This is a genomic window from Streptomyces sp. NPDC058195, assembly GCF_042883525.1.
Lineage (GTDB): Bacteria > Actinomycetota > Actinomycetes > Streptomycetales > Streptomycetaceae > Streptomyces.
Genome location: NZ_JBHVVM010000014.1, coordinates 1 through 24,177 on the forward strand (window position 1 = coordinate 1; position 24,177 = coordinate 24,177).

General features: G+C 71.9%; 22 protein-coding genes. 9 read left to right on the forward strand and 13 right to left on the reverse strand.

What is annotated here, in order from left to right:
- Positions 1 to 176: 176 nt before the first annotated feature.
- The 3 genes from ACFVWY_RS18690 to ACFVWY_RS18700 all read left to right on the forward strand — a co-directional run bounded on the left by ACFVWY_RS18690 (position 177) and on the right by ACFVWY_RS18700 (position 4,142).
- Positions 177 to 2,201 carry a hypothetical protein gene (locus ACFVWY_RS18690; RefSeq protein ID WP_389873396.1) on the forward strand — a complete coding sequence of 675 codons (2,025 nt, stop codon included), beginning with the start codon at positions 177 to 179 and terminating at the stop codon, positions 2,199 to 2,201.
- Between the two features lie 336 nt (positions 2,202 to 2,537).
- Complete coding sequence (locus ACFVWY_RS18695; protein ID WP_389873398.1) at positions 2,538 to 3,179, forward strand: IclR family transcriptional regulator; 642 nt, start codon at positions 2,538 to 2,540, stop codon at positions 3,177 to 3,179.
- A gap of 174 nt (positions 3,180 to 3,353) precedes the next feature.
- Complete coding sequence (locus ACFVWY_RS18700; protein WP_389873401.1) at positions 3,354 to 4,142, forward strand: S16 family serine protease; 789 nt, start codon at positions 3,354 to 3,356, stop codon at positions 4,140 to 4,142.
- Here the strand turns inward: ACFVWY_RS18700 and ACFVWY_RS18705 are convergent.
- The 8 genes from ACFVWY_RS18705 to ACFVWY_RS18740 all read right to left on the reverse strand — a co-directional run bounded on the left by ACFVWY_RS18705 (position 4,081) and on the right by ACFVWY_RS18740 (position 10,661).
- Positions 4,081 to 5,451, reverse strand: a complete 1,371-nt coding sequence (locus ACFVWY_RS18705; protein ID WP_389873404.1) for an MFS transporter — start codon at positions 5,449 to 5,451, stop codon at positions 4,081 to 4,083. The two genes, ACFVWY_RS18700 and ACFVWY_RS18705, sit on opposite strands and share 62 nt — an antisense overlap.
- A complete protein-coding gene (locus ACFVWY_RS18710) occupies positions 5,448 to 5,645 on the reverse strand; it encodes a hypothetical protein (RefSeq protein ID WP_389873406.1) in 198 nt (65 codons plus the stop codon). Before ACFVWY_RS18710 ends, ACFVWY_RS18705 begins: the two co-directional genes overlap by 4 nt.
- 33 nt (positions 5,646 to 5,678) lie before the next feature.
- Entirely contained in the window at positions 5,679 to 6,287 is a 609-nt protein-coding gene (locus ACFVWY_RS18715) for a winged helix-turn-helix domain-containing protein (RefSeq protein WP_389873409.1), read from the reverse strand.
- 67 nt (positions 6,288 to 6,354) lie between these two features.
- A complete protein-coding gene (locus ACFVWY_RS18720) occupies positions 6,355 to 7,344 on the reverse strand; it encodes a glycine betaine ABC transporter substrate-binding protein (protein WP_389873411.1) in 990 nt (329 codons plus the stop codon).
- On the reverse strand, positions 7,344 to 8,243 hold the full coding sequence (locus tag ACFVWY_RS18725; protein WP_389873414.1) for an ABC transporter permease: 900 nt from the start codon (positions 8,241 to 8,243) through the stop codon (positions 7,344 to 7,346). The genes ACFVWY_RS18720 and ACFVWY_RS18725 overlap by 1 nt, the downstream gene beginning before the upstream one ends.
- Positions 8,240 to 9,439, reverse strand: coding sequence for an ABC transporter ATP-binding protein (locus ACFVWY_RS18730; RefSeq protein WP_389873807.1), 1,200 nt, complete (start codon positions 9,437 to 9,439; stop codon positions 8,240 to 8,242). The genes ACFVWY_RS18725 and ACFVWY_RS18730 overlap by 4 nt, the downstream gene beginning before the upstream one ends.
- Before the next feature lie 85 nt (positions 9,440 to 9,524).
- The gene (locus tag ACFVWY_RS18735) at positions 9,525 to 10,172 is read right to left on the reverse strand and encodes an ABC transporter permease (protein WP_389873416.1); all 648 of its coding nucleotides are present in this window, start codon (positions 10,170 to 10,172) and stop codon (positions 9,525 to 9,527) included.
- Between the two features lie 15 nt (positions 10,173 to 10,187).
- A complete protein-coding gene (locus ACFVWY_RS18740; RefSeq protein WP_389873418.1) occupies positions 10,188 to 10,661 on the reverse strand; it encodes an Lrp/AsnC family transcriptional regulator in 474 nt (157 codons plus the stop codon).
- Between the two features lie 134 nt (positions 10,662 to 10,795).
- On the opposite strand from ACFVWY_RS18740, the gene hppD reads away from it, so the two are divergent.
- Positions 10,796 to 11,941: a 4-hydroxyphenylpyruvate dioxygenase gene (hppD, locus tag ACFVWY_RS18745; RefSeq protein ID WP_389873420.1), complete on the forward strand. Its 1,146-nt coding sequence runs from the start codon at positions 10,796 to 10,798 to the stop codon at positions 11,939 to 11,941.
- 131 nt (positions 11,942 to 12,072) lie between these two features.
- Here hppD and ACFVWY_RS18750 read toward each other — a convergent pair whose 3' ends face one another.
- A complete protein-coding gene (locus ACFVWY_RS18750) occupies positions 12,073 to 13,584 on the reverse strand; it encodes a tetratricopeptide repeat protein (RefSeq protein WP_389873423.1) in 1,512 nt (503 codons plus the stop codon).
- Between the two features lie 97 nt (positions 13,585 to 13,681).
- Here ACFVWY_RS18750 and ACFVWY_RS18755 point away from each other — a divergent pair, with 97 nt between their 5' ends.
- The gene (locus ACFVWY_RS18755) at positions 13,682 to 15,049 is read left to right on the forward strand and encodes an FAD-binding oxidoreductase (RefSeq protein WP_389873426.1); all 1,368 of its coding nucleotides are present in this window, start codon (positions 13,682 to 13,684) and stop codon (positions 15,047 to 15,049) included.
- A gap of 50 nt (positions 15,050 to 15,099) precedes the next feature.
- On the opposite strand, the gene ACFVWY_RS18760 is transcribed toward ACFVWY_RS18755, so the two are convergent.
- Positions 15,100 to 15,576, reverse strand: a complete 477-nt coding sequence (locus ACFVWY_RS18760; RefSeq protein ID WP_389873429.1) for an SsgA family sporulation/cell division regulator — start codon at positions 15,574 to 15,576, stop codon at positions 15,100 to 15,102.
- Positions 15,577 to 15,787: 211 nt separating this feature from the next.
- On the opposite strand from ACFVWY_RS18760, the gene ACFVWY_RS18765 reads away from it, so the two are divergent.
- Together ACFVWY_RS18765 and ACFVWY_RS18770 are read left to right on the forward strand one after the other, a co-directional pair.
- Positions 15,788 to 17,374, forward strand: coding sequence for an RDD family protein (locus tag ACFVWY_RS18765; protein ID WP_389873431.1), 1,587 nt, complete (start codon positions 15,788 to 15,790; stop codon positions 17,372 to 17,374).
- A gap of 108 nt (positions 17,375 to 17,482) precedes the next feature.
- Entirely contained in the window at positions 17,483 to 18,151 is a 669-nt protein-coding gene (locus ACFVWY_RS18770) for an RDD family protein (protein ID WP_389873434.1), read from the forward strand.
- 70 nt (positions 18,152 to 18,221) lie between these two features.
- Here ACFVWY_RS18770 and ACFVWY_RS18775 read toward each other — a convergent pair whose 3' ends face one another.
- Positions 18,222 to 18,590 carry a hypothetical protein gene (locus tag ACFVWY_RS18775; RefSeq protein WP_389873437.1) on the reverse strand — a complete coding sequence of 123 codons (369 nt, stop codon included), beginning with the start codon at positions 18,588 to 18,590 and terminating at the stop codon, positions 18,222 to 18,224.
- Positions 18,591 to 18,959: 369 nt separating this feature from the next.
- Here ACFVWY_RS18775 and ACFVWY_RS18780 point away from each other — a divergent pair, with 369 nt between their 5' ends.
- Positions 18,960 to 21,359: an immune inhibitor A domain-containing protein gene (locus tag ACFVWY_RS18780; protein WP_389873439.1), complete on the forward strand. Its 2,400-nt coding sequence runs from the start codon at positions 18,960 to 18,962 to the stop codon at positions 21,357 to 21,359.
- 124 nt (positions 21,360 to 21,483) lie between these two features.
- Positions 21,484 to 21,819 (forward strand): hypothetical protein, encoded by a 336-nt coding sequence (locus ACFVWY_RS18785; protein WP_389873441.1) that lies wholly within the window; start codon positions 21,484 to 21,486, stop codon positions 21,817 to 21,819.
- Between the two features lie 45 nt (positions 21,820 to 21,864).
- On the opposite strand, the gene ACFVWY_RS18790 is transcribed toward ACFVWY_RS18785, so the two are convergent.
- Positions 21,865 to 22,449: an isochorismatase family protein gene (locus tag ACFVWY_RS18790; RefSeq protein ID WP_389873443.1), complete on the reverse strand. Its 585-nt coding sequence runs from the start codon at positions 22,447 to 22,449 to the stop codon at positions 21,865 to 21,867.
- A gap of 334 nt (positions 22,450 to 22,783) precedes the next feature.
- Positions 22,784 to 24,112 (reverse strand): nicotinate phosphoribosyltransferase, encoded by a 1,329-nt coding sequence (locus tag ACFVWY_RS18795; RefSeq protein ID WP_389873446.1) that lies wholly within the window; start codon positions 24,110 to 24,112, stop codon positions 22,784 to 22,786.
- Between the last annotated feature and the right edge of the window lie 65 nt (positions 24,113 to 24,177).

A 24,177-nucleotide genomic window follows, 5' to 3' on the forward strand; every position in this document is an offset into this window, starting at 1 on the left:
TTCGCCCGGGCACTCCGCTAACCGCTACCCGCGGTAATGGTTACGGCAAATAACGCAACGCCCCGGCGGCCCCCCCCCGCCCCGAGGCGCACCGGAGCGGGCGGGCGCCTCCGTCCGGAATCCGGGAAATTCCCGCAGTCACGCATGTCCACGGCCGACATCCCTGGAGGATTCGTATGTCCGTCCGATCGTCCGCCCGACCGCCGGAAAGAAAGCCGGGAGCGGGCGCAGCGCTGCGCCGTGCCGTGGCCCTCACCGCCGGGGCCGTACTCGTCTGGACCGGCGGCACCGTCGCCCTCGCGCCCGCCGCCGCGGCCGGCACCGTCACCCCGACCGTCCACTGCTCGCTGCCCGCCGGTCAGGGCGAGGCGACCGGGCCGCAGCAGATGAGCGTCGACCTCTCGCCCTCGATCGTCGACCCGGGCGGCAAGGTGCACGCCAAGGTCACCCTCGGGCCGTCCCCCGCCACCAGCGGCCTCAGCCTGAACGACGTGCCCACCACCCCCAGCATCGACCTCGCCATGTCCGGCGGTGCCACCGGCACGGTCACCGTCACCGGCCCCCAGGTCAACCTGGACATCCCGTCCGGCAAACCCATCGAGATCCCGCCGTACGAGGGCGACTTCCTGATCCCCGCCAACGCGAGCGGCCCGATCACCTTCACCCCGGTGCGCAACCTGACCCGTACGAAGGTGCTCGGCTCCACCTACGAGACCCCCTGCGACGTGGTGAGCGGCGGCGGCTCCGTCGGCACGGTCACCGCCGAGGGCACCGCGGGCCACCCGGCCACCCTGAACGCGCCCGCCACCGCCGTCCGGCCGTCCACCGCCGTGGCCCTGACCGGCAGCCTGTGGACCGCGGGCGCCACTCCCGTACCGGCGCTCTGCGCGGCGGACGGCGGTGGCTGCGATCCTGCCAAGTTCGCCTCCAGCACGCTCGCCATCAGCGCCTCGGGGGAGCTGAGCGGCAGCGCGGTGCTGGCCGCCGCGGGGGCCGTCCCCGACGGCTCGTACCTGGTCAAGGTCGGCGACGGTACGAAGGAGGCGACCGCGCCCCTGACCGTCAGGGCCTTCGTCCCCACCGGTCCCCGGTCCATCGCGCTCTCCCGCGCCGCCGCGCCGCTCGGCAGCGTCATCAAGGTCACCGGCGGCAACTACTTCCAGGACCGGTGGATCAACACCGTGGGCCTGGACGCGAACGGGGCCACGCTCGACGACACCGCCGTCTACGCCAAGAGCACCGCCGACGGCACGTTCAGTGCCGAGTTCACCGTCTCGGACCCGGCCATCGCCGCGATCCAGGTCGACGAGGGCAATGATCCGGCCACCGTACTGACCACGCCGTTCACCGTGACCGACGCCTCCGCGACGCTCCTTGCCGGTTCGGCCAAGGTCAAGCCGGGCGGGACGATCGCCGTCTCCGGCGGCGACTGGCCGAGCGGCACCACCCCCACCGCCGCGCTCTGCGGCGCCGACGGCGGCGCCTGCGACAGCGCCAGGATCACCGGCTCCACGCTCCGGATCGGCGCCGACGGCACGCTCTCCGGCACGGTCACCGTCGCGGGCTCCACCCCGCGCAACGACTACGCGCTCCAGGTCACCGCCGGGTCGGCGCAGGCCCTCACCCCGCTGACCGTCGCCCCGTCCTTCATCGTGCTGACCCCCTCGGCCGGACCCCGGGGCACCTCCGTCACCGTGATCGGACAGGGGTTCGCGAAGGTGGCGACCGTGTCCATCGCCGGGCTGCGGGCCGACGGATCGCAGACCTCCGACCCGGTGCGGACCAAGGTGGTCGGGCTGGACGGCGCCTTCTCGCAGACCTTCAAGGTCAACGCCGCCGACACCGTCGCCCTCCGGGTCCGTGAGGTGCTCGTCAACCCGCGCACCGAGACGGCGGCGTTCACCGTCCAGGACGGGACCGTGCCCACCGGACCGGCCTTCGCCCTCTCCCCGCCCGAGGGGCCGGTCGGTACGGCGGTCCAGGTGACCGGCCGCGGCTTCGCCCCGGTCGCCACCGTCTCGGTGACCGGCCGCACCGCGGACGGGAAGCAGACCAGCGACGGATACGTCACCCGGGTCATCGGACTCGACGGCACCTTCGCCCTCGACTTCACCGTCCGCGACCCGGCGACCCGGTCGATCCGGGCCTGCGAGGTGCTCGTCAACGGGAAAATCGTGCAGCAGACCTTCACCGTGACCTGAGCACCGTTCACGCGGGGCACGGGAACCGCCGCGAAGGCGTCGGCCGACCTGGACGCGCGTAGATCGCCAGAGGACGGCCGACGCCCCGCTGACCGGCGCTTATGCGGCTTCAAGCCAACCTTGTTCCGGACAACGCCCGGATTCTGGACGAGGCCTTCCGCTGAGCGGACTCCCTCGCTACTGTCCCCGGGATAACCGTCCCGTGGCAGAGCCGCTCCGGGGCGCAGCCGGTGCCTGGCCAGGCGGGCGGCCTCTCCGTGCGTCGCCGCTGGGACCGGCGGCGCACATTCCGTGGGGAATCAGCCGCCGCCGCTCACCCAAAGAGGAGAGGGCGTCGTGACCGCGGAGACCTCCCAGACGCTCGACCGGGGCCTCAGGGTCCTGAAACTGCTTGCCGACACCGACCATGGCCTGACCGTCACCGAGCTGTCCAACAGACTCGGCGTCAACCGGACCGTGGTCTACCGTCTGCTCGCCACGCTGGAACAACACGCCCTGGTACGCCGTGACCTGGGCGGCCGGGCCAGGGTCGGGCTGGGGGTGCTGCGGCTGGGCCGCCAGGTGCATCCGCTGGTCCGGGAGGCCGCGCTGCCCGCACTGCGCTCACTGGCCGAGGACATCGGGGCCACCGCCCACCTCACCCTGGTCGACGGCAGCGACGCGCTGGCCGTGGCGGTCGTCGAGCCGACCTGGACGGACTACCACGTGGCCTACCGGGCGGGTTTCCGCCATCCGCTGGACCGGGGCGCCGCGGGGCGGGCGATCCTCGCCGCCCGCCGGAAGCCGGTCGGGGAGACCGCCTTCACCCTGACCCACGGCGAGCTGGAGACCGGGGCGAGCGGGGCCGCCGCCGCGCTGATGGGTGTGACCGGGGTCGAGGGCAGCGTGGGCGTGGTGATGCTCGCCGACTCGGTGCCCGAGCGCGTCGGCCCCCGCGTGGTGGACGCCGCCCGCGAGGTCGCCGAGGCGCTCCGGTAGTCCGCGGGGCGCGGTGAGCGTGCGGCCCCGGGCCCCGCGGGCGAGGTGAGCGTACGGCCCGCCGCCCGCCCGCCGCCGCCCGCCGCCCGGCCGTAACGCCGCGTGCCCGGCCGTACGGCCCGGCGGCACCGGCACGATGCCCGGGCCGTGGCGGGGGCCGGTTAGATTGGGCGGGTGCTCACTCGTCTCTCGCGCCCCCGTGCCCTCGCCCTGTGCGCCGTGCCCGTCCTCGCCCTGTTCGGGGTGGCCGCCTTCGCGCCGCTGCCCTTCACCCTGGCGCAGCCCGGCACGACGGCGAACGTGCTCGGGACCGACCACGGCAAGCCCGTGATCAGCATCAAGGGCGCGCCGACCCGCCCCACCGAGGGCGAGCTGCGGATGACGACGATCGTCGCGACCGGTCCCACGGCCGACGTCTCCCTCGGGGACGTGGTCGACAGCTGGTTCCGTACGGACCGGGCGGTCCTGCCCCGTGACTCCGTCTACCCGACCGGCGGTTCCGTGAAGGAGATCGAGAAGCACAACCTCGACGACATGACGAAGTCGCAGGACGACGCGGTCGAGGCCGCCCTCAACTACCTGGGCAAGAAGCCCGGTTCGGTCGACGTCACGCTCCACCTCGCCGACGTGGGCGGCCCCAGCGCCGGACTGTTCTTCGCGCTCGGCATCATCGACAAGCTCGACGGCGACGGCCACGGCGGCGACCTCACCGGCGGCCGTGCCGTGGCGGGTACCGGCACGATCCAGCCGGACGGCAAGGTCGGCGCGGTCGGCGGCGTCTCACTGAAGACCCAGGCCGCGCGCCGCGACGGGGCGACCGTCTTCCTCGTCCCGAAGGCCGAGTGCCGGGAGGCGAAGGCCGAACTCCCCGAGGGCCTGCGCCTGATCCCGGTCACCACCCTCAAGGACGCCGTGGGCTCGCTCCGTACGCTCGACCGGAACGGCAGGCCCCCGGCCTGCTGACCTTCCCCGAGGCCGGTGCGCCGCCGTCCCCGGTGCTGTCCCCGTTCCCGGCTCCGTCGTCCTTCCGGTCCCCGGCGTCGTCCAGTCCGCGCCAGGCCGGGAACACCAGGGGGCCCAGCGCCGCCAGCAGGTAGACCCCGCCCATCGCCAGCAGCGCGCCGTCGGCGCCCGCGCCCTCGGCCAGCAGCCCGGCCGCGAGACCGCCCACCGGCATCGCCAGCTCGCCGCCCGCGGTGAGGACCCCGGAGACCCGGCTGCGCAGCTCGTCGGGCACGGCCGTGTAGATCACCGTCGTCAGGATCGGGTTCAGCATCCCGCCCGCGATGCCGCTCAGCACCATGGTCACGGCGAGCGGCAGGGTCGTCCCGGTCAGTGCCGCGACGACGTACCGGGGCGCGCCGCACAGCAGCAGGCACACCGTGAACACGGCCCGCCGGGAGAAGCGGTGCCCGACCGCCCCGTACAGCAGCGCGCCGGTCAGTCCGCCCGCGCCGAACAGCGCGGCGAGCAGCCCGAGGTCGGCGGGGCCGCCGAGTTCGGTGGAGGCGTGCAGCGGCAGCAGGACGGCGTTCCAGCCCTGGTCGGTGCCGTTGATGAACAGGACCGTCACCACGATCGTGAGCAGGAGGCGATGTCCCGTCAGGTAGCGGAACCCCTCCCGGAGTTCACCGCGGTAGGCGCGCAGCGAGACGGGCGCCGCGGCCCTGCGCGGCTCGGCCGCCGCCACCCCCCGCAGGCCCGCCCCGATGAGCAGCGCGGAAGCCAGGAACGTCGCCGCGTCCAGCAGCAGTACGGTCTCCGCGCCGACCAGTGCGATCAGCACGCCCGCCAGCGCCGCCCCGGCCATCCGGGCGCCGCGTGAGACGGCGTCGAAGAGGCTGGCGGCGCGGGCGAGGGTGGTTCCGGCGTGCGCGGCGAGATCCGGTACCAGTACGTAGCGCGCGGTGCCGCCGGGCGTGTGCAGCAGACCGCCGAGCGCCATCAGCGCGCACAGCATCCAGAAGGCCAGGGCGTCCGCGCGGTGCAGCAGCGGCACGGCGGCGACGGCGAGGCCGCACACCAGGTCGGAGCCGACGGAGACCCGGCGCCGCCCGATCCGGTCGATGACCGGCCCGCCGATCAGCGCGGAGACCACGATCGGCAGGGTCGCGCAGAAGGCGACGACCCCGGCCCGGCCGGCGCTTCCGGTGGTCTCCAGGACGAACCAGGGCACCCCGATCGCGGTGAGCGACGTGCCCGCCGTGGATATGGAGTTGGCGGTCAGTACGGCGATGAGCGGGACACGGCCGCGGTGTACCGCGGCGCTCACGCCGCGCCGCTCGTGGTGAGCGGCCGGACGGGAGGACGGGGCAGGACGCGCAGGCCCAGTTCGACGAGGGCCCAGCCCAGCCGGGTGCGCAGCCCGGCGCGCGGGACGGCCGCCGGGAGAGCGAACCCCGCCGCGGACGGCGGAGGTTCGGCGATGCGCAGGCGGTGCAGCAGCAGATGCGTGTCGGAGTGCATGGCGGCGTCCTTACGGTCGGGTGGCGTCGGCCCCTACTCGGCCGGGCGGGGGAAGAGGTGCACGTGGCTGCGGACGGTGGCCGCGCCCTCGGTGCCCTCCGGGACCAGGTCCCGGTAGCTCTCGACAAGCGCGTGGATCTTCTGGATCAGTTCCTCGGTGAGATCCGGGGTGAGGCGCATCTGGAAGTCGCTGATGTCCCAGGCGTGGCGCCACGTCTCGGGCCATTCGCGCATGGTGCCGATCCAGGTGCCCAGCTCCTGGGTGTGGGCGGCGGCGGTCTCGTGGAGTACGACGCCGACGGCGCCGCGCACCTCGGGGTCCGGGTGGTCCAGGAAGCGGCCGCTGTCGAAGACGGTGCCCCGGTGTGCGGCCCGCCACCACCGCTCGCGGCCCTTGCCGCGTTCCGGATCGTCCTCGACGAATCCGTACGTGGCCAGTTGCCGCAGGTGGTAGCTGGTGGAGCCGCTGGACTCGCCGAGCCGGGCGGCGAGAGCGGAGGCGGTGGCGGGACCGAACTCCCGCAGCGCGCCCAGCAGTCGCAGCCGCAGGGGGTGGGCCAGTCCCCGCAGGCTGCGGGCGTCGACCTTGTGGAGGTCGGGGGAGTCGGCGGGGAACTCGGCGCCGTCCGGTGTTTCGGGCATGCCAGGACCGTAAGCTTGCAAAGCTTCCTTTGCAAGAGGTTCGTTGCAAATGATTCTTTGCGTCGGTTCAGCGCTGCTTGATGAACCCCTCCTGGATCAGCCAGTCCTTCGCCACCTCGTGCGGGTCCTGGCCGTCCACGTCCACCTTGGCGTTGAGGGTCTGGGCGACCTCGGTGGTCAGTTTCCTGCTGACCGGGTCGAGGAGCGCGGCGATCTGCGGGTACGTGTCGAAGGTCTTGGTGTGGATGACCGGTGCCGCGTTGTAGTTGGGGAAGAAGTGCTTGTTGTCCACCAGCACCTCCAGGTCCATCGCCTTGATCCGGCCGTCCGTGGTGAACACCTCGCCCAGCAGGCAGGAGTGGGACTGGGAGACCTGGGTGTAGATGATCCCGGCGTCCATCTTCTTGATGCTGGAGGCCGGCAGGGACATCCCGTACGCCTTCTCCATGCCCGGCAGTCCGTCGTCGCGGGAGGCGAACTCGTTCTCCACGCAGAGCGTCACCGCCGACGGGTCCTTCTTCGACAGCGCCGCGACGTCGGAGAGCGTCCGCAGGTGGTACTCGGCGTTGTTCTTGCGGCTGATGGCGAGCGCGTAGGTGTTGTTGAGGGTGGACGGGGCGAGCCAGGTCACCCCGTTCTTCCGGTCCGCGTCCCGGACCGCCTTCCACTGCGCGTACGGGTCGGGGATGGGTTTCGCGTGGCCCAGATAGGTGATCCAGCCGGTGCCGGTGTACTCGTACATCGCGTCGGCGTCGCCCTTGACGATCGCCTCGCGGGCGCTGATCGAGCCGGGCAGGTTCGTCCGGTCCAGGACCTCGGCGCCGGCGGCCTTGAAGACCAGGCCGATCATCTGGCCCAGGATGATGTTCTCGCTGAAGTTCTTCGAGGTGACGGTCAGCGAGGCGCCGCGCAGCGGCTCCCCCCGCCCCACCGAGCCCGGCACCACGTCGTCGACCATCGGCGAGCCGCTCTTCAGCCCGCATCCGGAGAGCGCCAGCGCCAGGGCCAGTGCTCCCGCCAGCCCCGTGCGCACCGTCTTCCGCCTGCCCGCGGCCATCACCCCACCTCCAGTCCGCGCGGCGTCAGCGCCACCTCGGCCAGCGAGGCCAGCCAGTCCACCAGCAGCGCCAGCACCACCGTCAGCACGGATCCGAGCACCAGCACCGGCATCCGCTGCGTCTGGATGCCCGAGGTGATCAGGTCGCCCAGCCCGCCGCCGCCGACGAAGGTGGCGAGGGTCGCGGTGCCCACGTTCAGCACCAGCGCGGTCCGCACCCCGGCCAGGATCAGCGGGACGGCCAGGGGCAGTTCGACCTTGGTGAGGGTGCCCGCCGCCGACATCCCGATGCCGCGCGAGGCCTCCACCAGCTGGGGTTCGATCGCCTTGAGCCCGGCCACCGTGTTGGAGAAGACCGGCAGCACCGCGTAGATCACCATGCCGATGATCGCCGTGGTCGGCCCGATGCCCAGCCAGATCACCAGCAGCGCCAGCAGGCCGATCGCCGGGGTCGCCTGTCCGATGTTGGCGATCGCCGTGACCACCGGGGCGCCCTTGCTCAGCCCGCGCCGGGTCAGCGCGATGCCCAGCGGGATGGCGATGATCAGCACCCAGAACGTCGAGATCGCGGTCAGCCGCACATGCTGCCACCAGCGCAGCTGCACATTCCCGCCGGTCAGCGAGTTCCGCGCGATCGAGTCGAGGGGGACATGGGTGATCCACAGGTACGTGACGAGCAGCACGACCGCCAGCACCAGGGGCGTCACCAGCAGCTTGCGCCAGGTGAACCGCCGCGGCGGCCCGGCCTGCGGCGGCGCGGGCTCCTCCTCCTCGTCCCGGAAGGCGTGGCCCTTGACGTCGTGCTCACCGGGCGGACGGTCCTTGTCGGAGGACGGCCCCGGCGGGGCCGAGCGGGCCCGCCGGGGCGGGCCGGAATTCGGCGGTGCGCCGGGGGTCATGTGCCCGCACCGCCTTCCAGCTCCGACGCCGTCTGGTGACTGCGCAGCTCCTCCAGGTCGTGCTGGTGCTCGATGGCGGTGAGCCGGTCCGCCTCCAGCAGTTCGTGAACGGAGTTCATCAGCGTCTGCATGTCGACGACCCCGATGAACTCGCCGCGCCGCCCGGTCACCGCGACCCGCCCGCCGCTGTCGGTCAGCACCGCCTCCAGCGCGTCGTGCAGCGTCGCGTCACGCGTCACCGTGTCGTGCACCAGCTGCCCGGCGCGGGCCAGCGAACCCCGGGCCCGCATCAGGTCGCCACGCCGCAGCCACTTGTACGGGCGGTTCCTGCGGTCCAGCATCAGCAGCTCGTTGTGCGGACCGCTGCGCAGCTTGTTGAAGATCGACTGGAGCGGGTCGTCCACCGTCACCGTCGGGAACTCGGCCATCTCCACGTCCCGGACCCGGGTGAGGTTGAGCCGCTTCAGCGCCGCCCCGGCCCCGACGAAGCCCGAGACGAAGTCGTCCGTCGGATTGGTGAGGATCGCCTCCGGGGTGTCGAACTGGGCGATGTGCGAACGCTCCCGCAGCACCGCGATCCGGTCACCCAGCTTGATCGCCTCGTCGAAGTCGTGGGTGACGAAGACGATCGTCTTGTGCAGCTCGTGCTGGAGCCGGATCAGCTCGTCCTGGAGGTGGTCGCGGGTGATCGGGTCGACCGCGCCGAACGGCTCGTCCATCAGCAGCACCGGCGGATCGGCGGCCAGCGCCCGTGCCACGCCCACCCGTTGCTGCTGGCCGCCGGAGAGCGCCCGGGGGTAGCGGCCGTGGAACTCGCGCGGATCGAGGCCCACCAGATCGAGCATCTCCTCCACCCGGTCCTTCACCCGCGACTTCGACCAGCCGACCATCTTCGGTACGAGCGCGATGTTCTCCGCCACCGTCATGTGCGGGAAGAGCCCGGACGACTGGATCGCGTACCCGATCTTGCGGCGGAGCTTCACCGGGTCCATGTCGGTGACGTCCTCGTCGCCGATCCTGATGCGCCCGGACGACGGCTCGATCAGCCGGTTGATCATCTTCAGCGTGGTGGACTTCCCGCAGCCGGACGGGCCGACCAGGATCACCGTCTCCCCTGCCCTGATGTCCATCGAGACGCTGTCCACCGCGGGGTTCGGGTTGCCCTGGTACTGCTTGGTCAGGTCCTCCAGCTGGATGGTGGCGCCGGACGTGGTCTTCCCGGAGCCGGAACCGGAACCGGAACCGGCGGTGCCCCCGCCGGACGTGCTCGCGCTGGCGGTCTCAGACACGGATCCCCCTCGGAATGGTGAGCCGCCCCAGCAGGACGTACGCGGCGTCGAAGAGCAGGGCGAGGACGACGATGCCGAGCGTGCCGGCGAGCACCTGGTTGAGTGCGTTGGCGCTGCCCAGTGAGGCGATGCCGCGGAAGATCTCATTGCCGAGGCCGGGGCCCGAGGCGTACGCGGCGATGGCGGCGATGCCCATCAGCATCTGGGTGGAGACCCGGATGCCGGTGAGGATCGGCGGCCAGGCGAGCGGCAGTTCCACCCGGCACAGCCGGGCCAGCCGCGACATCCCGATGCCCTTCGCCGCGTCGACCAGCGCGGGATCGACGCCGCGCAGCCCCACGATGGAGTTACGGACGATGGGCAGCAGCCCGTACAGGGTCAAAGTGATCACGGTGGGGGCGACCCCGAGGCCGACCAGCGGGATGAGCAGACCGATCGCGGCCAGGGACGGGATGGTGAGCACCGCCGCCGTCGAAGTGATGGCCAGCGAGCCAGCCCAGCCGCTGCGGTAGGTGACGACCCCGATCAAGATGCCCAGCACCGTGGCGATCACCATGCACTGGAACACCGCGCTGACGTGCTGGTACGCGTCGACGAGCAGCTGTTGGTGCCGGTTGCCCAGGTACTCCCAGAAGCTCACGCGTCACTCCTCGGCTCAGTCGTGGTCCTCCGCGGCCTGCTCGACGAGCGGGATGATCCGCAGCGGCACCGGGTTCTCCATGACGATGGCCGTGGAGGCCCGGACGATGCCATCAAAACCGACAACCCGGTCGATCACCCGCTGGAGATCAGCGTTGGAACGTGCCACGAGACGGCACAGCATGTCGCCGTGCCCGGTCGTGGTGTGCAGCTCCAGCACCTCCGGCACACTGGCCAAGTGGGCCCGTACGTCGGCGCCTTGACCCTGTTTGATCTCCAGTGTCGCGAAGGCGGTGACCGGATAGCCGAGCGCCGCCGGATCGACGGCCGGACCGAAGCCGCGGATGACTCCGTTCGACTGAAGCCGGTCGAGCCGGGCCTGCACCGTCCCCCGGGCCACCCCGAGTCTGCGCGATGCCTCCAGCACGCCGATACGGGGTTCACGGGCCAGTAGCACGATAAGCCGCCCGTCCAGCGGATCGATCGCCATGAGTCATCTCCGGAAGGTCGACGTGATGGTCATCATGTACAGATAGCCCGGCCATCATCCTTATTCGCTGTACAGATTGACCAGGGAAAACGCAAACTATTGCGCACCTTGCGAAGCAGGGAGAGCCTTCCGACATGACTGAGACTCTGCACACCACCCCCGAGACAGCCCGGCAGGCCGACCCCTTCCCGGTCAAGGGAATGGACGCGGTCGTCTTCGCCGTCGGCAACGCCAAGCAGGCCGCGCACTACTACTCGACGGCCTTCGGAATGAAGCTGGTCGCCTACTCCGGACCGGAGAACGGCAGCCGCGAGACGGCGAGTTACGTACTGACCAATGGTTCGGCCCGTTTTGTCCTCACCTCCGTCATCAAGGCGGCCACTGACCACGGCCGCTTCCTCGCCGACCACGTCGCGGAGCACGGCGACGGCGTCGTCGACCTGGCCATCGAGGTCCCGGACGCCCGCGCGGCCTACGCCTACGCCGTCGAGCACGGTGCCCGCGGCCTTGACGAGCCCCACGAGGTCAAGGACGAGCACGGCACCGTCGTGCTCGCCGCGATCGCCACGTACGGCAAGACCCGCCACACCCTGGTCGAGCGCTCCGGCTACGACGGCCCCTACCTGCCCGGGTTCACCGCCGTCGCCCCGATGGTCGAGCCGCCCGCCAAGCGCTTCTTCCAGGCCATCGACCACTGCGTCGGCAACGTGGAACTCGGCCGGATGAACGAGTGGGTCGCCTTCTACAACAACGTCATGGGCTTCACCAACATGAAGGAGTTCGTGGGCGACGACATCGCCACCGAGTACTCCGCGCTCATGTCGAAGGTCGTCGCCGACGGCACCCTCAAGGTGAAGTTCCCGATCAACGAGCCGGCGATCGCCAAGAAGAAGTCCCAGATCGACGAGTACCTGGAGTTCTACGGCGGCGCCGGGGTCCAGCACATCGCGCTCGCCACGAACGACATCGTCGCCTCGGTCCGGGCGATGCGGGCGGCGGGCGTGCAGTTCCTGGACACCCCCGACTCGTACTACGACACCCTCGGCGAGTGGGCGGGCGAGACCCGGGTGCCGGTGGAGACCCTGCGCGAGCTGAAGATCCTGGTCGACCGCGACGAGGACGGCTACCTGCTCCAGATCTTCACCAAGCCGGTCCAGGACCGTCCGACCGTCTTCTTCGAGATGATCGAGCGCCACGGCTCGATGGGCTTCGGCAAGGGCAACTTCAAGGCCCTGTTCGAGGCGATCGAGCGCGAGCAGGAGAAGCGCGGCAACCTCTGACGGCGCGGCGGGCATACGGCCGGCCGGCCACCTGGCCACCTGGCCGTCTGCCCGGCCCGTCCGCCCTGTCCGCCCCGTCCGGTGAACGGCCCGAGCCTCCCCGCGAAGGCGGCCGGACGGGGCGGGGCGGCCTACGCGTCCTGCGGGCCGCCCGCCGGGGCGGCGTCCAGACCGTCCAGCGCCTCGCGGGCGGCCGGACCCTCCAGCGGTGAGAACCCCGGCCCCGCGCGCAGCGCCTCCTCCAGGCTCCGGCGCGCCGGACCGTACTGCCCGAGCTCCGCCCGGACCACCCCCAGGTGGTACGCGTACGAGGCGTTCCGCCCGCCCGCGTCGGCCGCCCGCCCGGCGTACTCCAGGGCTCCGGACGGATCGCCCGCGCGATACCGGGCCCAGCCCAGCGCGTCCGCCACCGCGGCGCTGCGGTGTCCGCGCGCCCACTCCGCGTTCAACAGCCCGACCGCCGCGTCCGGATCGCCGTGATCGGCCTCGAAACGGCCCCGCAGCAGCGCGTTGTTCACACCCTGCTCCTCATCGCGGTCGAGTGCCTCGCGCAGCCGCGCGTACTGCGCGTCGGCCTCCCGGACCCGCCCCAGCGACTCGTACAGTTCACCCAGCTCCAGCATGTACGCCGGGCGCGGCAGCCGGGCCAGCACCGCCCGGTAGGCGCGCCCCGCCTCCTCGGTGCGGCCGAGCGCCACCAGTGCCCCGGCCCGGCCCGCGAGCGCCGGATCGTGGTCCCGGTCGGCCCGCAGCGCCGCGTCGTACCGGGCCAGCGCCTCCCGCGGCTCGCCCCGGTCACGGGCCAGCTCACCCAGCAGGGACAGGCACTCCGCCTTCTGCGCGGGCGTGACCGCCCGGTCCGCCGCGGCCCGCGCCCCGGCCAGGGCCTCCTCGGCCCGGCCCCGGTCCCGGTCCCTGCGCGCCGTCCGGACCAGCGCGGGCGCCCCGGCGCGCAGCACCGCGAACCTCGCCACCGCCTCGTCCTGCGACCGCCGGTCCCCGAGACCGTCGTACGCCTCGATCAGCGCCGGGTACACCGTCCACCGTCGCGGCTCCCGCGCCCGCGCCGCCTCGCCCCACTTGCGCGCCGCGACGAAATCACCCCGGGCGTCGGCGAGGGCCGCGAGCCCCACCCAGGCCCCGGTGTTCCCCGTCCCGCCCGGCCGGACCTCCAGCGAACGCCTCAGCGCCCGCTCGGCCCGCCCGTAGTACGAGGCGTCCGCGGAGCGGCGCCCCCATTCCACGTACGCCGTACCGAGCACCGCCCAGGACCCGGCGTCGGCGGGGTGCGCGTCCACCCACCGCTGCCGGTCCCCGAGCAGCGCCGTCAGATCGGAGAGCGAGGCGGGCGCACCCGCGGCCGCCGCCGCCATCGCCCGCGACACCGGCCCGGGAACGGGCGGCGTCCCGGCCGTGCCCCCGCCCTCGGGGACGGCCACCACCGCCCCCGTCAGCAGTACCGCCCCCGCCACCACGCCCAGCGCCGTCCTGCGCAGCGCCGTACGCAGCGTGAGCGGCGGGGACTCGGCCGACGGCGGGCCGGAGAGCGCGGAGAGCGCGGTGGCGCCGGAGAACGCGGAGGCGTCGAGCGGCGGACGGTCGGGATCGGAGGGCTGCGGAGGCTGCTGCGGCATGACGTCCATGACGATCACTCTGCGTCAGTCATACGAGCCCACCGAGGTGGACGAAGGCCGCGGCAGACGGGTTCACACCAATGGGCCCGGATGCCACGCTTGGATCATGAACGGACTCCTCGAAGCACTGCGTGCGGGGCTGCCCGCCGAATCCCTGATCACCGATCCCGACGTCACCGCCTCCTACGCCCACGACATGGCGAGCTTCTGCGAGGCGGGCGCCCCGGCGGTCGTCGTGCTCCCGCGCACGGTCGAGCAGGTCCAGCACGTCATGCGCACCGCCACCGCGCTGCGCGTCCCGGTCGTACCGCAAGGGGCCCGGACCGGCCTGTCGGGCGCGGCCAACGCCACCGACGGCTGCATCGTGCTGTCCCTGGTGAAGATGGACCGCATCCTGGAGATCAGCCCGGTCGACCGGATCGCCGTCGTCGAACCCGGCGTCGTCAACGCGGTGCTCTCCCGGGCGGTCGACGAACACGGCCTGTACTACCCGCCCGATCCCTCCAGCTGGGAGACGTGCACCATCGGCGGGAACATCGGCACCGCGTCCGGCGGACTGTGCTGCGTGAAGTACGGGGTCACCGCCGAGTACGTGCTCGGCCTGGAGGTCGTGCTCGCCGACGGACGCCTGCTCACCACCGGCCGCCGCACGGCCAAGGGCGTCGCCGGATACGACCTCACCCGGCTCTTCGTCGGCTCCGAGGGCAGCCTCGGCATCGTCGTACGGGCCGTGCTCGCGCTGAAGCCCCGGCCGCCGCGCCAGCTGGTCCTGGCCGCGGAGTTCCCGAGCGCGGCCACCGCCTGTGACGCGGTGTGCCGGATCATGGAACGTGGTCACACTCCGTCACTCCTCGAACTGATGGACCGCACAACCGTCCAGGCCGTCAACCGGATGGCGGGCATGGGCCTCCCCGAGACCACCGAGGCCCTGCTGCTCGCCGCCTTCGACACGCCCGACCCCTCGGCCGATCTCGCCGCCGTCGCCGGCCTGTGCACCGCGGCGGGCGCGACCGAGGTGGTCCCCGCGCAGGACGCCGCCGAGTCCGGCCTGCTGCTCCAGGCCCGGCGGATGGCGCTCACCGCGCTGGAGACCGTCAGCTCGGCCACGATGATCGACGACGTCTGCGTACCCCGCTCGCGGCTCGCCGCCATGCTGGAGGGCACGGCGGCCATCGCCGGGAAGTACGGCCTCACCATCGGCGTCTGCGCCCACGCGGGCGACGGCAACACCCACCCCGTCGTCTGCTTCGACCACACCGACGCCGACGAGTCCCGGCGGGCGCGCGAGTCCTTCGACGAGATCATGGCGCTCGGCCTGGAACTCGGCGGAACGATCACCGGGGAGCACGGCGTCGGCGTCCTGAAGAAGGAGTGGCTCGCGCGCGAACTCGGCGAGGTGGGCGTGGAACTGCACCGGGGCATCAAGCAGGCCTTCGACCCGCTGGGCCTCCTCAACCCGGGCAAGGTGTTCTGACGGCCCGCCGCACGCCGTCCCCCGGTACGGTCCCGCGCCCGCCGCCCCCCTCATGCCTCGCCGTCGTGCGCGTCGTCCGAGGGCCACGGGTCGCGCATCCACAGGTCGTCGGCGGGCAGCGGGGCGAGCAGCTCGGCGAGGACCTGGTCCAGGCCGAGCAGCTCGGCCTCCGTGCCGGGCGGGACCACCCGCAGCGTCCGCTCCACCCAGGCGGCCACCTGGGCCGACGGCACCTCCAGCAGGGCGTCGCCGTCGGGCGAGGTCAGCGCGACGAAGATGACGTTGCGCCGGTCGACCTTGGTCGGCCAGATCCGTACGTCCCCCTGACCGCACGGCCGGAACACCCCCTCGACCAGCAGATCGCGGGCGAACGTCCAGTGGACCGGGTACTCGGAGCCGATGTGGAAGGTGATGTGCACGGCGTACGGGTCCGCCGTGCGGTACATCAGCCGGGCGGGCACGGGGATGCTGTGCTCGGGCGACAGGACCAGCTTGAGTTCCAGTTCGCGTTCCACGACGGTGTGCATGAGGGCGTCCTTCCAGTGCCTGTGGGCCGGTCCCATGACCGCCCCGCACAGGAAGAGAGCGCCCTCCTCGCCATCCATTACGCGACTTCCGGAAAAAATTTCCGGGCGACCGGAGAGCGGCCAAAGCCCCGGAGTGGCCCAGCGGTACGCGGGTGTCTGGTAGATGTGGACCCGTTGCAATCAGGCCTCGAAGAGATACGGGACCACGGTGATGAGCGCCCCAACCCCGGCACCCGGTGAAGAACGCCCCCGAGAGGGGTACTACCCCGATCCGTCCATCCCCGGATATGTCCGGTACTGGAACGGTGCTTCGTGGGTGCCCGGCACGAGCCGCCCCGCCCCCCAGCAGGGCGAATCGATGCCTGATACATCCTCCGGATCAGACCCCTCCGAACCGGTGCCTTTCGAACCGGTGCCCGCCGCTCCGGAGCCCTCCGCGGAGGCCGGTCCACGAGCCTCCGGCCCGGCCCCGGCGCCGATGGAGGAGACCGGCCCGGTCTTCCTCGACGAGGGCCCGTCCGAGGGCAACCGCCCGGAACCGGCCACCGCTTGGCAGGCCGACGCCTCCCGGCAGAGCGGCTTCGGCGGGGAACACGACCGCCGGGTCTCCTGGGGCGGTACGGGTGACTCCGGCATCCCCGGCGGCTCCGCGGCACCGGCTGACCCCCGGCAGCCCGCCGCTGTTCCGGCACCCGCGCCCGAGGCCGCTCCCGCCGCGCCCGTCGTGCCCTCCCCGGCCACGGAACCGGAACCGGCCCGGACCCAGGCCCCGGTCCCGCCCCAGGTCCCCGAGCACACGGTGGCGATCCGGATGGCCCGGCCCGCCCGCCGGGAGCCCGAACCGGCCCCCGGGGAGGGGACGATGGCGATCCGCGCGATCACCCCGGGAGCGAACCCGCAGCCCGCCGCCCCCACCCCTGTGCCGGACCAGGCCCCCGCGCAGAACCAGCCGCCCGCCCAGGGACAGGTTCCGGCTCAGGGACAGGTTCCGGCCCAGGGACAGGCTCCCGCGCAGCAGAACCAGGCCCCGGCCCAGAACCGGCCGTCCGCCCAGGGACAGGTTCCGGCCCAGGGGCAGGCCCCCGCGCCCTGGGCCCAGCAGGCCGGTCCGCCCGCCCCGTACACCGCCCCGCCCGCCCAGCCGTCCCGTCCGCAGCTCCCGGCCCAGCAGCAGCACCCCCACCTCCAGCACCAGCAGCCCCCACGGCCGGTCCAGCCGCAGTTCGGTGCGCAGGGGCCCCTGCCGGACCAGCCGGTCGTACCGTGGAAGCCGCCGGTCGACGACCCCTTCCAGCAGCTCGTACAGGCCCAGGCGGCGGTCCGGCCCGCCGGGCTCGGCAAGCGGTTCGCGGCCCGGCTGATCGACACCGTCGTCCTGATGGCGCTCGTCGGCGCGACCGGCTTCCCGCTCGTCACCCGGGCGCTGGACCACCTCGACGGGAAGATCGAGGCGGCGAAGCTGTCCGGCGAGACGGTCACCGTCTGGCTGGTGGACTCCACCACGGCGGTTCTGTTCGGTGGTGTGCTCGCCGCGTTCCTGGTGCTCGGCGTCCTGCTGGAGGCGCTGCCCGTGGCCAAGTGGGGCCGCACGCTCGGCAAGAAGCTCTGCGGGCTCGAAGTGCGGGACATCGAGTCCCACGACACCCCGTCCTTCGGGGCCGCGCTGCGCCGCTGGCTGGTCCACGGCGTGCTGGGCCTGCTGGTGATCGGGGTGGCCGACGTGCTGTGGTGCCTCGTCGACCGGCCGTGGCGTCAGTGCTGGCACGACAAGGCGGCCCGCACCTTCGTGGCGGGCTGAGCGGTGGCGGCCCGGTCCGGCCGTGGCGAGAGGCCGACCCCGGCGGGCCGGTCCCTCGAACGCACCTGAGCCGTTGCGGGCGCCCCGGGACCGGGATGCACTGCCCTCATGAGCAACGATCAGCCGACGTCCGGTCAGCCGCCCGAGGACGACCCGTTCCTCAAGAAGCCGCATGAGCAGCCGCCGTCGTCCGGATCGCCGTACGGCAGCGGCCCGCCGCCGCCTCCGCCTCCGCCGCCGCCGTACGATCCCGGCCCCTACGGCGGCGGGCCGTACGGGGCGGATCCGCTGGCCGGGATGCCGCCGCTGGCGGAGCCGGGCAAGCGCATCCTGGCCCGGCTGATCGACTTCCTGATCATCTCGATCCCGCTCTACCTGATCTCCCTGCCGTGGGGCGGTGTGGTCGAGGTGACCAACGACAACGGCGACGGCGAGGGCGTCGGTGACGTCTTCAGCCAGACCTACAGCGGCCATCAGCTGATCTGGTCGCTGATCGGCCTGGTCGTCTACGTCGCGTACGACACGTACTTCACGCACAAGGACGGCCGGACCCTCGGCAAGCGGATGCTGAAGATGCGGGTCGCCATGCTGAACGACGGGCGGGTTCCGGACAGCGGCACGTCGTTCCTGCGGGCCGTGGTGCTGTGGCTGCCCGCGCTGCTGTGCTGTCCGTGCCTGTGGTGGCTGATCAACATCGTGCTCATGTTCACCGACAAGCCCTACCGGCAGGGTCTGCACGACAAGGCGGCGAAGACGGTGGTCGTCCAGACCAACTGAGCCGCGCGCCGCGGTCCGCGCGGCACGGACCCGGGACCGTGAACCACGGCCCCGGGTCCGCCCGGCGTGCTCAGCGCCGCAGGGACGGACGGTCCGCCGCGGGCCCCTCGCAGGGGGCGGCGGGCCCCGGCGCGGTCTCGTGGGGCGCGGCGGCCGGGCCCCGCTCCGCGTCGCGCGCGAGGCCCTCGGCCTCGACGGCCGCGGAGACCGGATCGGGCTGCACCCGCACCGCGGGCCGGGGCGTCGCGCGTCGCACGGGCGTCGCGTGGGCGGGCCGGGGCACGGTCATGGCCACCAGCAGACCGAGTAATAAGGCGGCCGTACCGGCGACGGCGATCCCGGCCGCCGAATCCGTACGGGAGAGCAACAGCATCGCGAGGGTCGTGAGGACGACGGTCAGCGAACCGTAGGCGAGCTGGGCGACTGTGGGACGCGGCATGGCGAATTCCGTCCTCGGGGCAGCGGAGGTCGGCCGCCCGACACGGTCGCCCGGCCGCGCGACGCTACGACGTGGATGCCCGGGAGAGTCCGCGGGTAAGCCCGGCCCCACCCATGGTTCCGGTGCATGAGGGGCGCACGGAGTCATGTCCTGCCCCGGTTTCGGCCCTTGGCGCGCCGGTCTTCTGTGCGAGGGACGTCCGGATAGCGGAAGACTGCTCCTGCATAGTGCACTTGGCCTGTGCAAGTCAAGATCTGTCTTTTCTCGCGTAACTCCGGTCGAATGTCGTCACTTGTGACGCGTATTCGCGCGCGCGGCCCACACACCACCCCTGGCCGCAGCGGCGAGTGCCGGGGAGGACTGCATCAAGTGACCACAAACAGACGGGCGCTTCGCGCTGCCGCGGTTGTCGTGGCCATGGCCGCGACCGCCGCCACGGCGTCGGCCTTCGCCACGGCCCAGGCGGACGACCAGGCGTCGGGTGCCAAGAGCACCACGATCGAACGCCGCGACCCGGGTTCGGCCAAGGGCAACGAGCACAACCTCAAGGGGCCGTTCACCAAGCAGCAGGACGCACAGCGTCAGGCCGCCCTGGAGAAGGTCATATCGGGCGACAAGAAGATCACGAAGCGGGGCGGCTCCCAGGTCGTCAAGCTCGGCGACAAGAAGTACGTCGAGCTCGGCCGTGAGAAGACCGACAAGATCTTCACGATCCTGGTGGAGTTCGGCGACAAGGTCGACAACACCACCATGTTCGACCCGGACGGCGACGGCCCGGCGCCGGCCGTCCCGAAGTACGGCGGCACGCCCGGCCCGCTGCACAACACGATCGCCAAGCCGGACCCGAAGAAGGACAACAGCACCGCCTGGAAGGCCGATTACAACCAGGCCCACTTCCAGGAGCTGTACTTCGGCGAGGGCGCGGGCAAGAACTCGCTGAAGACGTACTACGAGAAGACGTCCTCCGGGCGATACTCGGTCGAGGGCGAGGTCTCCGACTGGGTCAAGGTGCCGTACAACGAGGCCCGTTACGGCTCCAACTACTGCGGTTCGAGCAACTGCGCCAACGCCTGGGACATGATCCGCGACGGCGTCAACGCCTGGGTCGCCGACCAGAAGGCCAAGGGCCGCACGCTGGAGCAGATCAAGGCCGACCTCGCGCAGTACGACCAGTGGGACCGGTACGACTTCGACAACGACGGCAACTTCAACGAGCCCGACGGCTACATCGACCACTTCCAGATCGTCCACGCCGGTGAGGACGAGTCCGCGGGTGGCGGCGCCGAGGGCAAGAACGCCATCTGGGCCCACCGCTGGTACGCCTACGGCACCGACGCCGGTGCGACCGGTCCTGGCGAGAACAAGGCCGGTGGCGCCCAGATCGGCGACACCGGCATGTGGGTGGGCGACTACACCGCCCAGCCCGAGAACGGCGGCCTGGGCGTCTTCGCCCACGAGTACGCCCACGACCTCGGTCTGCCGGACCTGTACGACACCACCAACACCGCCGAGAACTCGGTCGGTTTCTGGTCCCTGATGTCGGCGGGCTCCTGGCTCGGCACCGGCAGGAACGAGATCGGTGACCTGCCCGGCGACATGACCGCCTGGGACAAGCTCCAGCTGGGCTGGCTCGACTACGCCGAGGCCAAGGCCGCGACGAAGTCGACCCACAAGCTGGGCGTCTCCGAGTACAACACCAAGAACAAGCAGGCGCTCGTCGTCACGCTGCCCGAGAAGCCCGTCACCACCGCCGTCACCAAGCCGGCGGAGGGCTCCAAGCAGTGGTGGAGCGACATGGGTGACAACCTGGGCAACACCCTGAGCCGCTCGGTCGACCTCACCGGCAAGTCCAAGGCCTCCCTGGACCTCGCTGGCTGGTGGGACATCGAGAAGGACTACGACTTCCTCTACACCGAGGTGTCGGACAACGGCGGCGCGAGCTGGACCGCGATCGACGGCACGGCCAACGGCAAGGCGATCCCCCGTGACGCCAGTGACAAGCCGGCCCTGACCGACGTCTCCGGCGCGTACCAGAACCTCTCGTACTCGCTGGACGCCTACGCGGGCAAGAAGATCGACGTCCGCTTCCGCTACACCACCGACGGCGGCACGGGCGGCATCGGCTTCGCGGCCGACACCATCTCGGTCACCGCCGACGGCGCCGTGATCTTCTCGGACAACGCCGAGGGCGACGACAACGGCTGGACCGCCAAGGGCTTCTCCCGCGTCGGTGACTCGTTCTCCAAGAACTACCCGCAGTACTACATCGCGGAGAACCGCCAGTACGTCAGCTACGACAAGACCCTCGAGGTCGGCCCGTACAACTTCGGCTTCTCCCAGACCCGTCCCGACTGGGTCGAGCACTACCCCTACCAGACCGGTCTGATGGTCTGGCTGTGGGACAAGTCGCAGAAGAACAACAACGTCTCGACCCACCCGGGCAAGGGCCTGATCCTTCCGGTCGACGCCCACGCCAAGCCCCTGAAGTGGGCCGACGGCACGGTCATCCGTAACAAGATCCAGCCGTTCGACGCCCCCTTCAGCCGCTTCCGCACCGACGCGTTCACGCTGCACAACGCGGACGTTCCGGTCCGGATCAAGTCGCAGGCCGGCGTTTCGGCCTTCGACGACCACAAGGGCACGTACTGGTACGACGAGAACCCGACCGGAAGCGTTCAGGTCCCTGACACGAACACCCGGATCTCGATCGTCAACCAGCCCGCCAGTGGCAAGACGATCACCGTCCAGGTCGGTCCGTCCAAGAAGTAATCTCGTATCACCGCAGGTCACAGCATGATCGGCCGTCGCCCTCTAGCGGGCGGCGGCCGATCGTGTTTAGGTGCGTCTTGTTCAGATACTTATTGACGCGGTGTCTCACGGGGGAGCACGGAGCATGGCAGGCGGCGGATTCTGCACATTGCCGAACGGCAGCGTGGTGGTGGCGATCACCCTGCCCAGTCCGAAGGGCGGGGCGGCGCCGGGCACCCCGGTCCGGTTCCTGGTGCACGCGGCCAACCGGTCCCGCGCCCTGACCCGGCTGCGCAACGCGGGCCTGAGCGCGGTCTACCTCCGGGGCAACGCCGAACCGCCCTCTCCCGACGAGATCACCGCCGTGCTCCACCACCCCGACGGGCTGCTGTGGCGGGCGCGCCCGGAACGGGCCCAGGAGCTCTGGCACCCGATCCGTGCCCTTCTCCGCCCGGCCGTCCCGGTCCGCGGTACGGCCTGAGGCACGGGCCCGAGGCGTACGGGAGGGGTGCTGGGCGGGCCTGTCTCACACCACCGGCTTGCCGGAGAGCTTCACGCCTGCCCTGCGGAGCTCCTCCAGGGCCCGCTCGGTGGTTCCCTCGGCGACGCCCGCGGTCAGGTCGAGCAGGACGTGCGTGGTGAAGCCCGCCCGGACCGCGTCCAGTGCCGTCGCCCGTACGCAGTGGTCGGTGGCGATGCCCACGACGTCGACCTCGGTGATGTGGTGCTCGCGCAGCCAGTCGGCCAGGCCCGCCCCGTTCTCGTCGATTCCTTCGAAGCCGCTGTACGCCGCCGCGTAGGCGCCCTTGTCGAACACCGCGTCGATCGCCCCCGAGGCGACCGCGGGGGCGAAGTTCGGGTGGAAGCCCACCCCCTCCGTTCCGGCCACGCAGTGCGCGGGCCAGGAGTCCTCGAAGTCGGGCCGGTCCGAGAAGTGGTCGCCCGGGTCGATGTGGTGGTCCCGGGTCGCGACGACATGGCGGTACCCGGCCTGGGCGTCACCGATCAGGTCGGTGACGGCGGCGGCGACGTCGGCGCCGCCCGCGACGGCGAGGCTGCCGCCCTCGCAGAAGTCGTTCTGAACGTCCACGACGATCAAGGCGCGGTGCATGACGGGTGTCCTTAGCGGGTGGGGGCGGGTGGCGGTGGTCGTGAGGGGGCTCGGTTCCGAGCCTAGGGTCTTTCGTTTGGATCAGGCTGGATCAGGGAGCGGGGGCTGGTGCGTGCAGCTGCAAGGCGGAGGAAGGAGCCGACGCGGAGCGTCGGTGACTGACGACAACGCGGCAGATGTGCGTGCCGGCCCCCGCGAGCCCGGCATGATCCAAACGAGAGGCCCTAAGGGCCCCGGCCCGGGAGGGGGCGGGGCCCGGGTCGTGTGCCGTCGGGGCCGGGACGTACGGCGCTCAGGTGGACGGCGGGCCTGCGGCGCCGGGGACGTCCGGCGCTCAGATGTACTCCGTGGGGATCACCGGCTCGCCCCGCGACAGCTGCACCGCCGACATCGGCAGCCCGGACCGGGCGGCGATGTGCCGCTCGCGCGCCGCGTCCAGCGGCTCCCGGGCGACCGCCTCGCCGCCCCGGACCAGCTCGACCAGCAGCTGCCGGTCGGCCAGCTCGGCGGGCACGGGGCCCGCACCGACCACCTCGGCCTCGGCCACCCCGTTCTCGTCCAGGCGGCGCGCGGCCCACTTGCGGCCGCCCATCGACGACTTCGGGCCGAGCGACTTCTTGGCCACCGGGCGCAGCGGCGCCGAGGGGTCGCCGCAGTCGGCGCGGGCGACGAGCTTGTAGACCATCGAGCAGGTGGGGTGCCCGCTGCCGGTCACCAGCTGTGTGCCCACCCCGTACGCGTCGACCGGCGCCGCGGCCAGCGAGGCGATGGCGTACTCGTCGAGGTCGGAGGTCACCACGATCTTCGTCGAGGTGGCGCCCAGCTCGTCGAGCTGCTGGCGCACCCGGTGCGCGACCAGCAGCAGGTCGCCGGAGTCGATCCGTACCGCGCCCAGCTCCGTCCCGGCGGTCTCGACCGCCGTCCGGACCGCCTCGGCGACGTCGTACGTGTCGACCAGCAGCGTCGTGCCCCGGCCCAGCGAGTCGACCTGGGCACGGAAGGCGTCGCGCTCGGTGTCGTGGAGCAGGGTGAAGGCGTGGGCGCTGGTCCCGACGGTGGGGATGTTGTAGCGGAAGCCCGCCGCCAGGTCGGACGTGGTGTCGAAGCCGCCGACGTACGCGGCGCGGGCGGACGCCACCGCGGACAGTTCATGGGTGCGGCGTGCACCCATCTCGATCAGCCCGCGCCCGCCGGCCGCGGCGGACATCCGGGAGGCCGCGGCGGCGATCGCCGAGTCGTGGTTGAGGATCGAGAGGATCACCGTCTCCAGCAGCACGCACTCGGCGAAGGAGCCCTCGACCCGCAGGACCGGCGAGCCGGGGAAGTACACCTCGCCCTCGGGGTAGCCCCAGATGTCGCCGCGGAAGCGGTAGTCGGCCAGCCAGTCGAGGGTGGGCCCGTCGACGATCGAGCGTTCGCGCAGGAAGGTGAGCATCTCGTCGTCGAAGTGGAAGTTCTCCACCGCGTCCAGGACCCGCCCGACGCCCGCGATGACGCCGTAGCGCCGCCCCTCGGGCAGTCGGCGGGTGAAGGCCTCGAAGACCGAGCGCCGGTCGGCCGTGCCGGCCTTCAGCGCCGCCTGCACCATCGTGAGCTCGTACTGGTCGGTGAAGAGCGCGGTCGAGGGCACGCCGACCCGTCGACCAAGGTCCGCAGAGTTCATGTTCTGGATGCTACCCCTATTTCGTCAGAGTGACGAGATGTCGGGTCGTTTGTGCGATGCGCCCT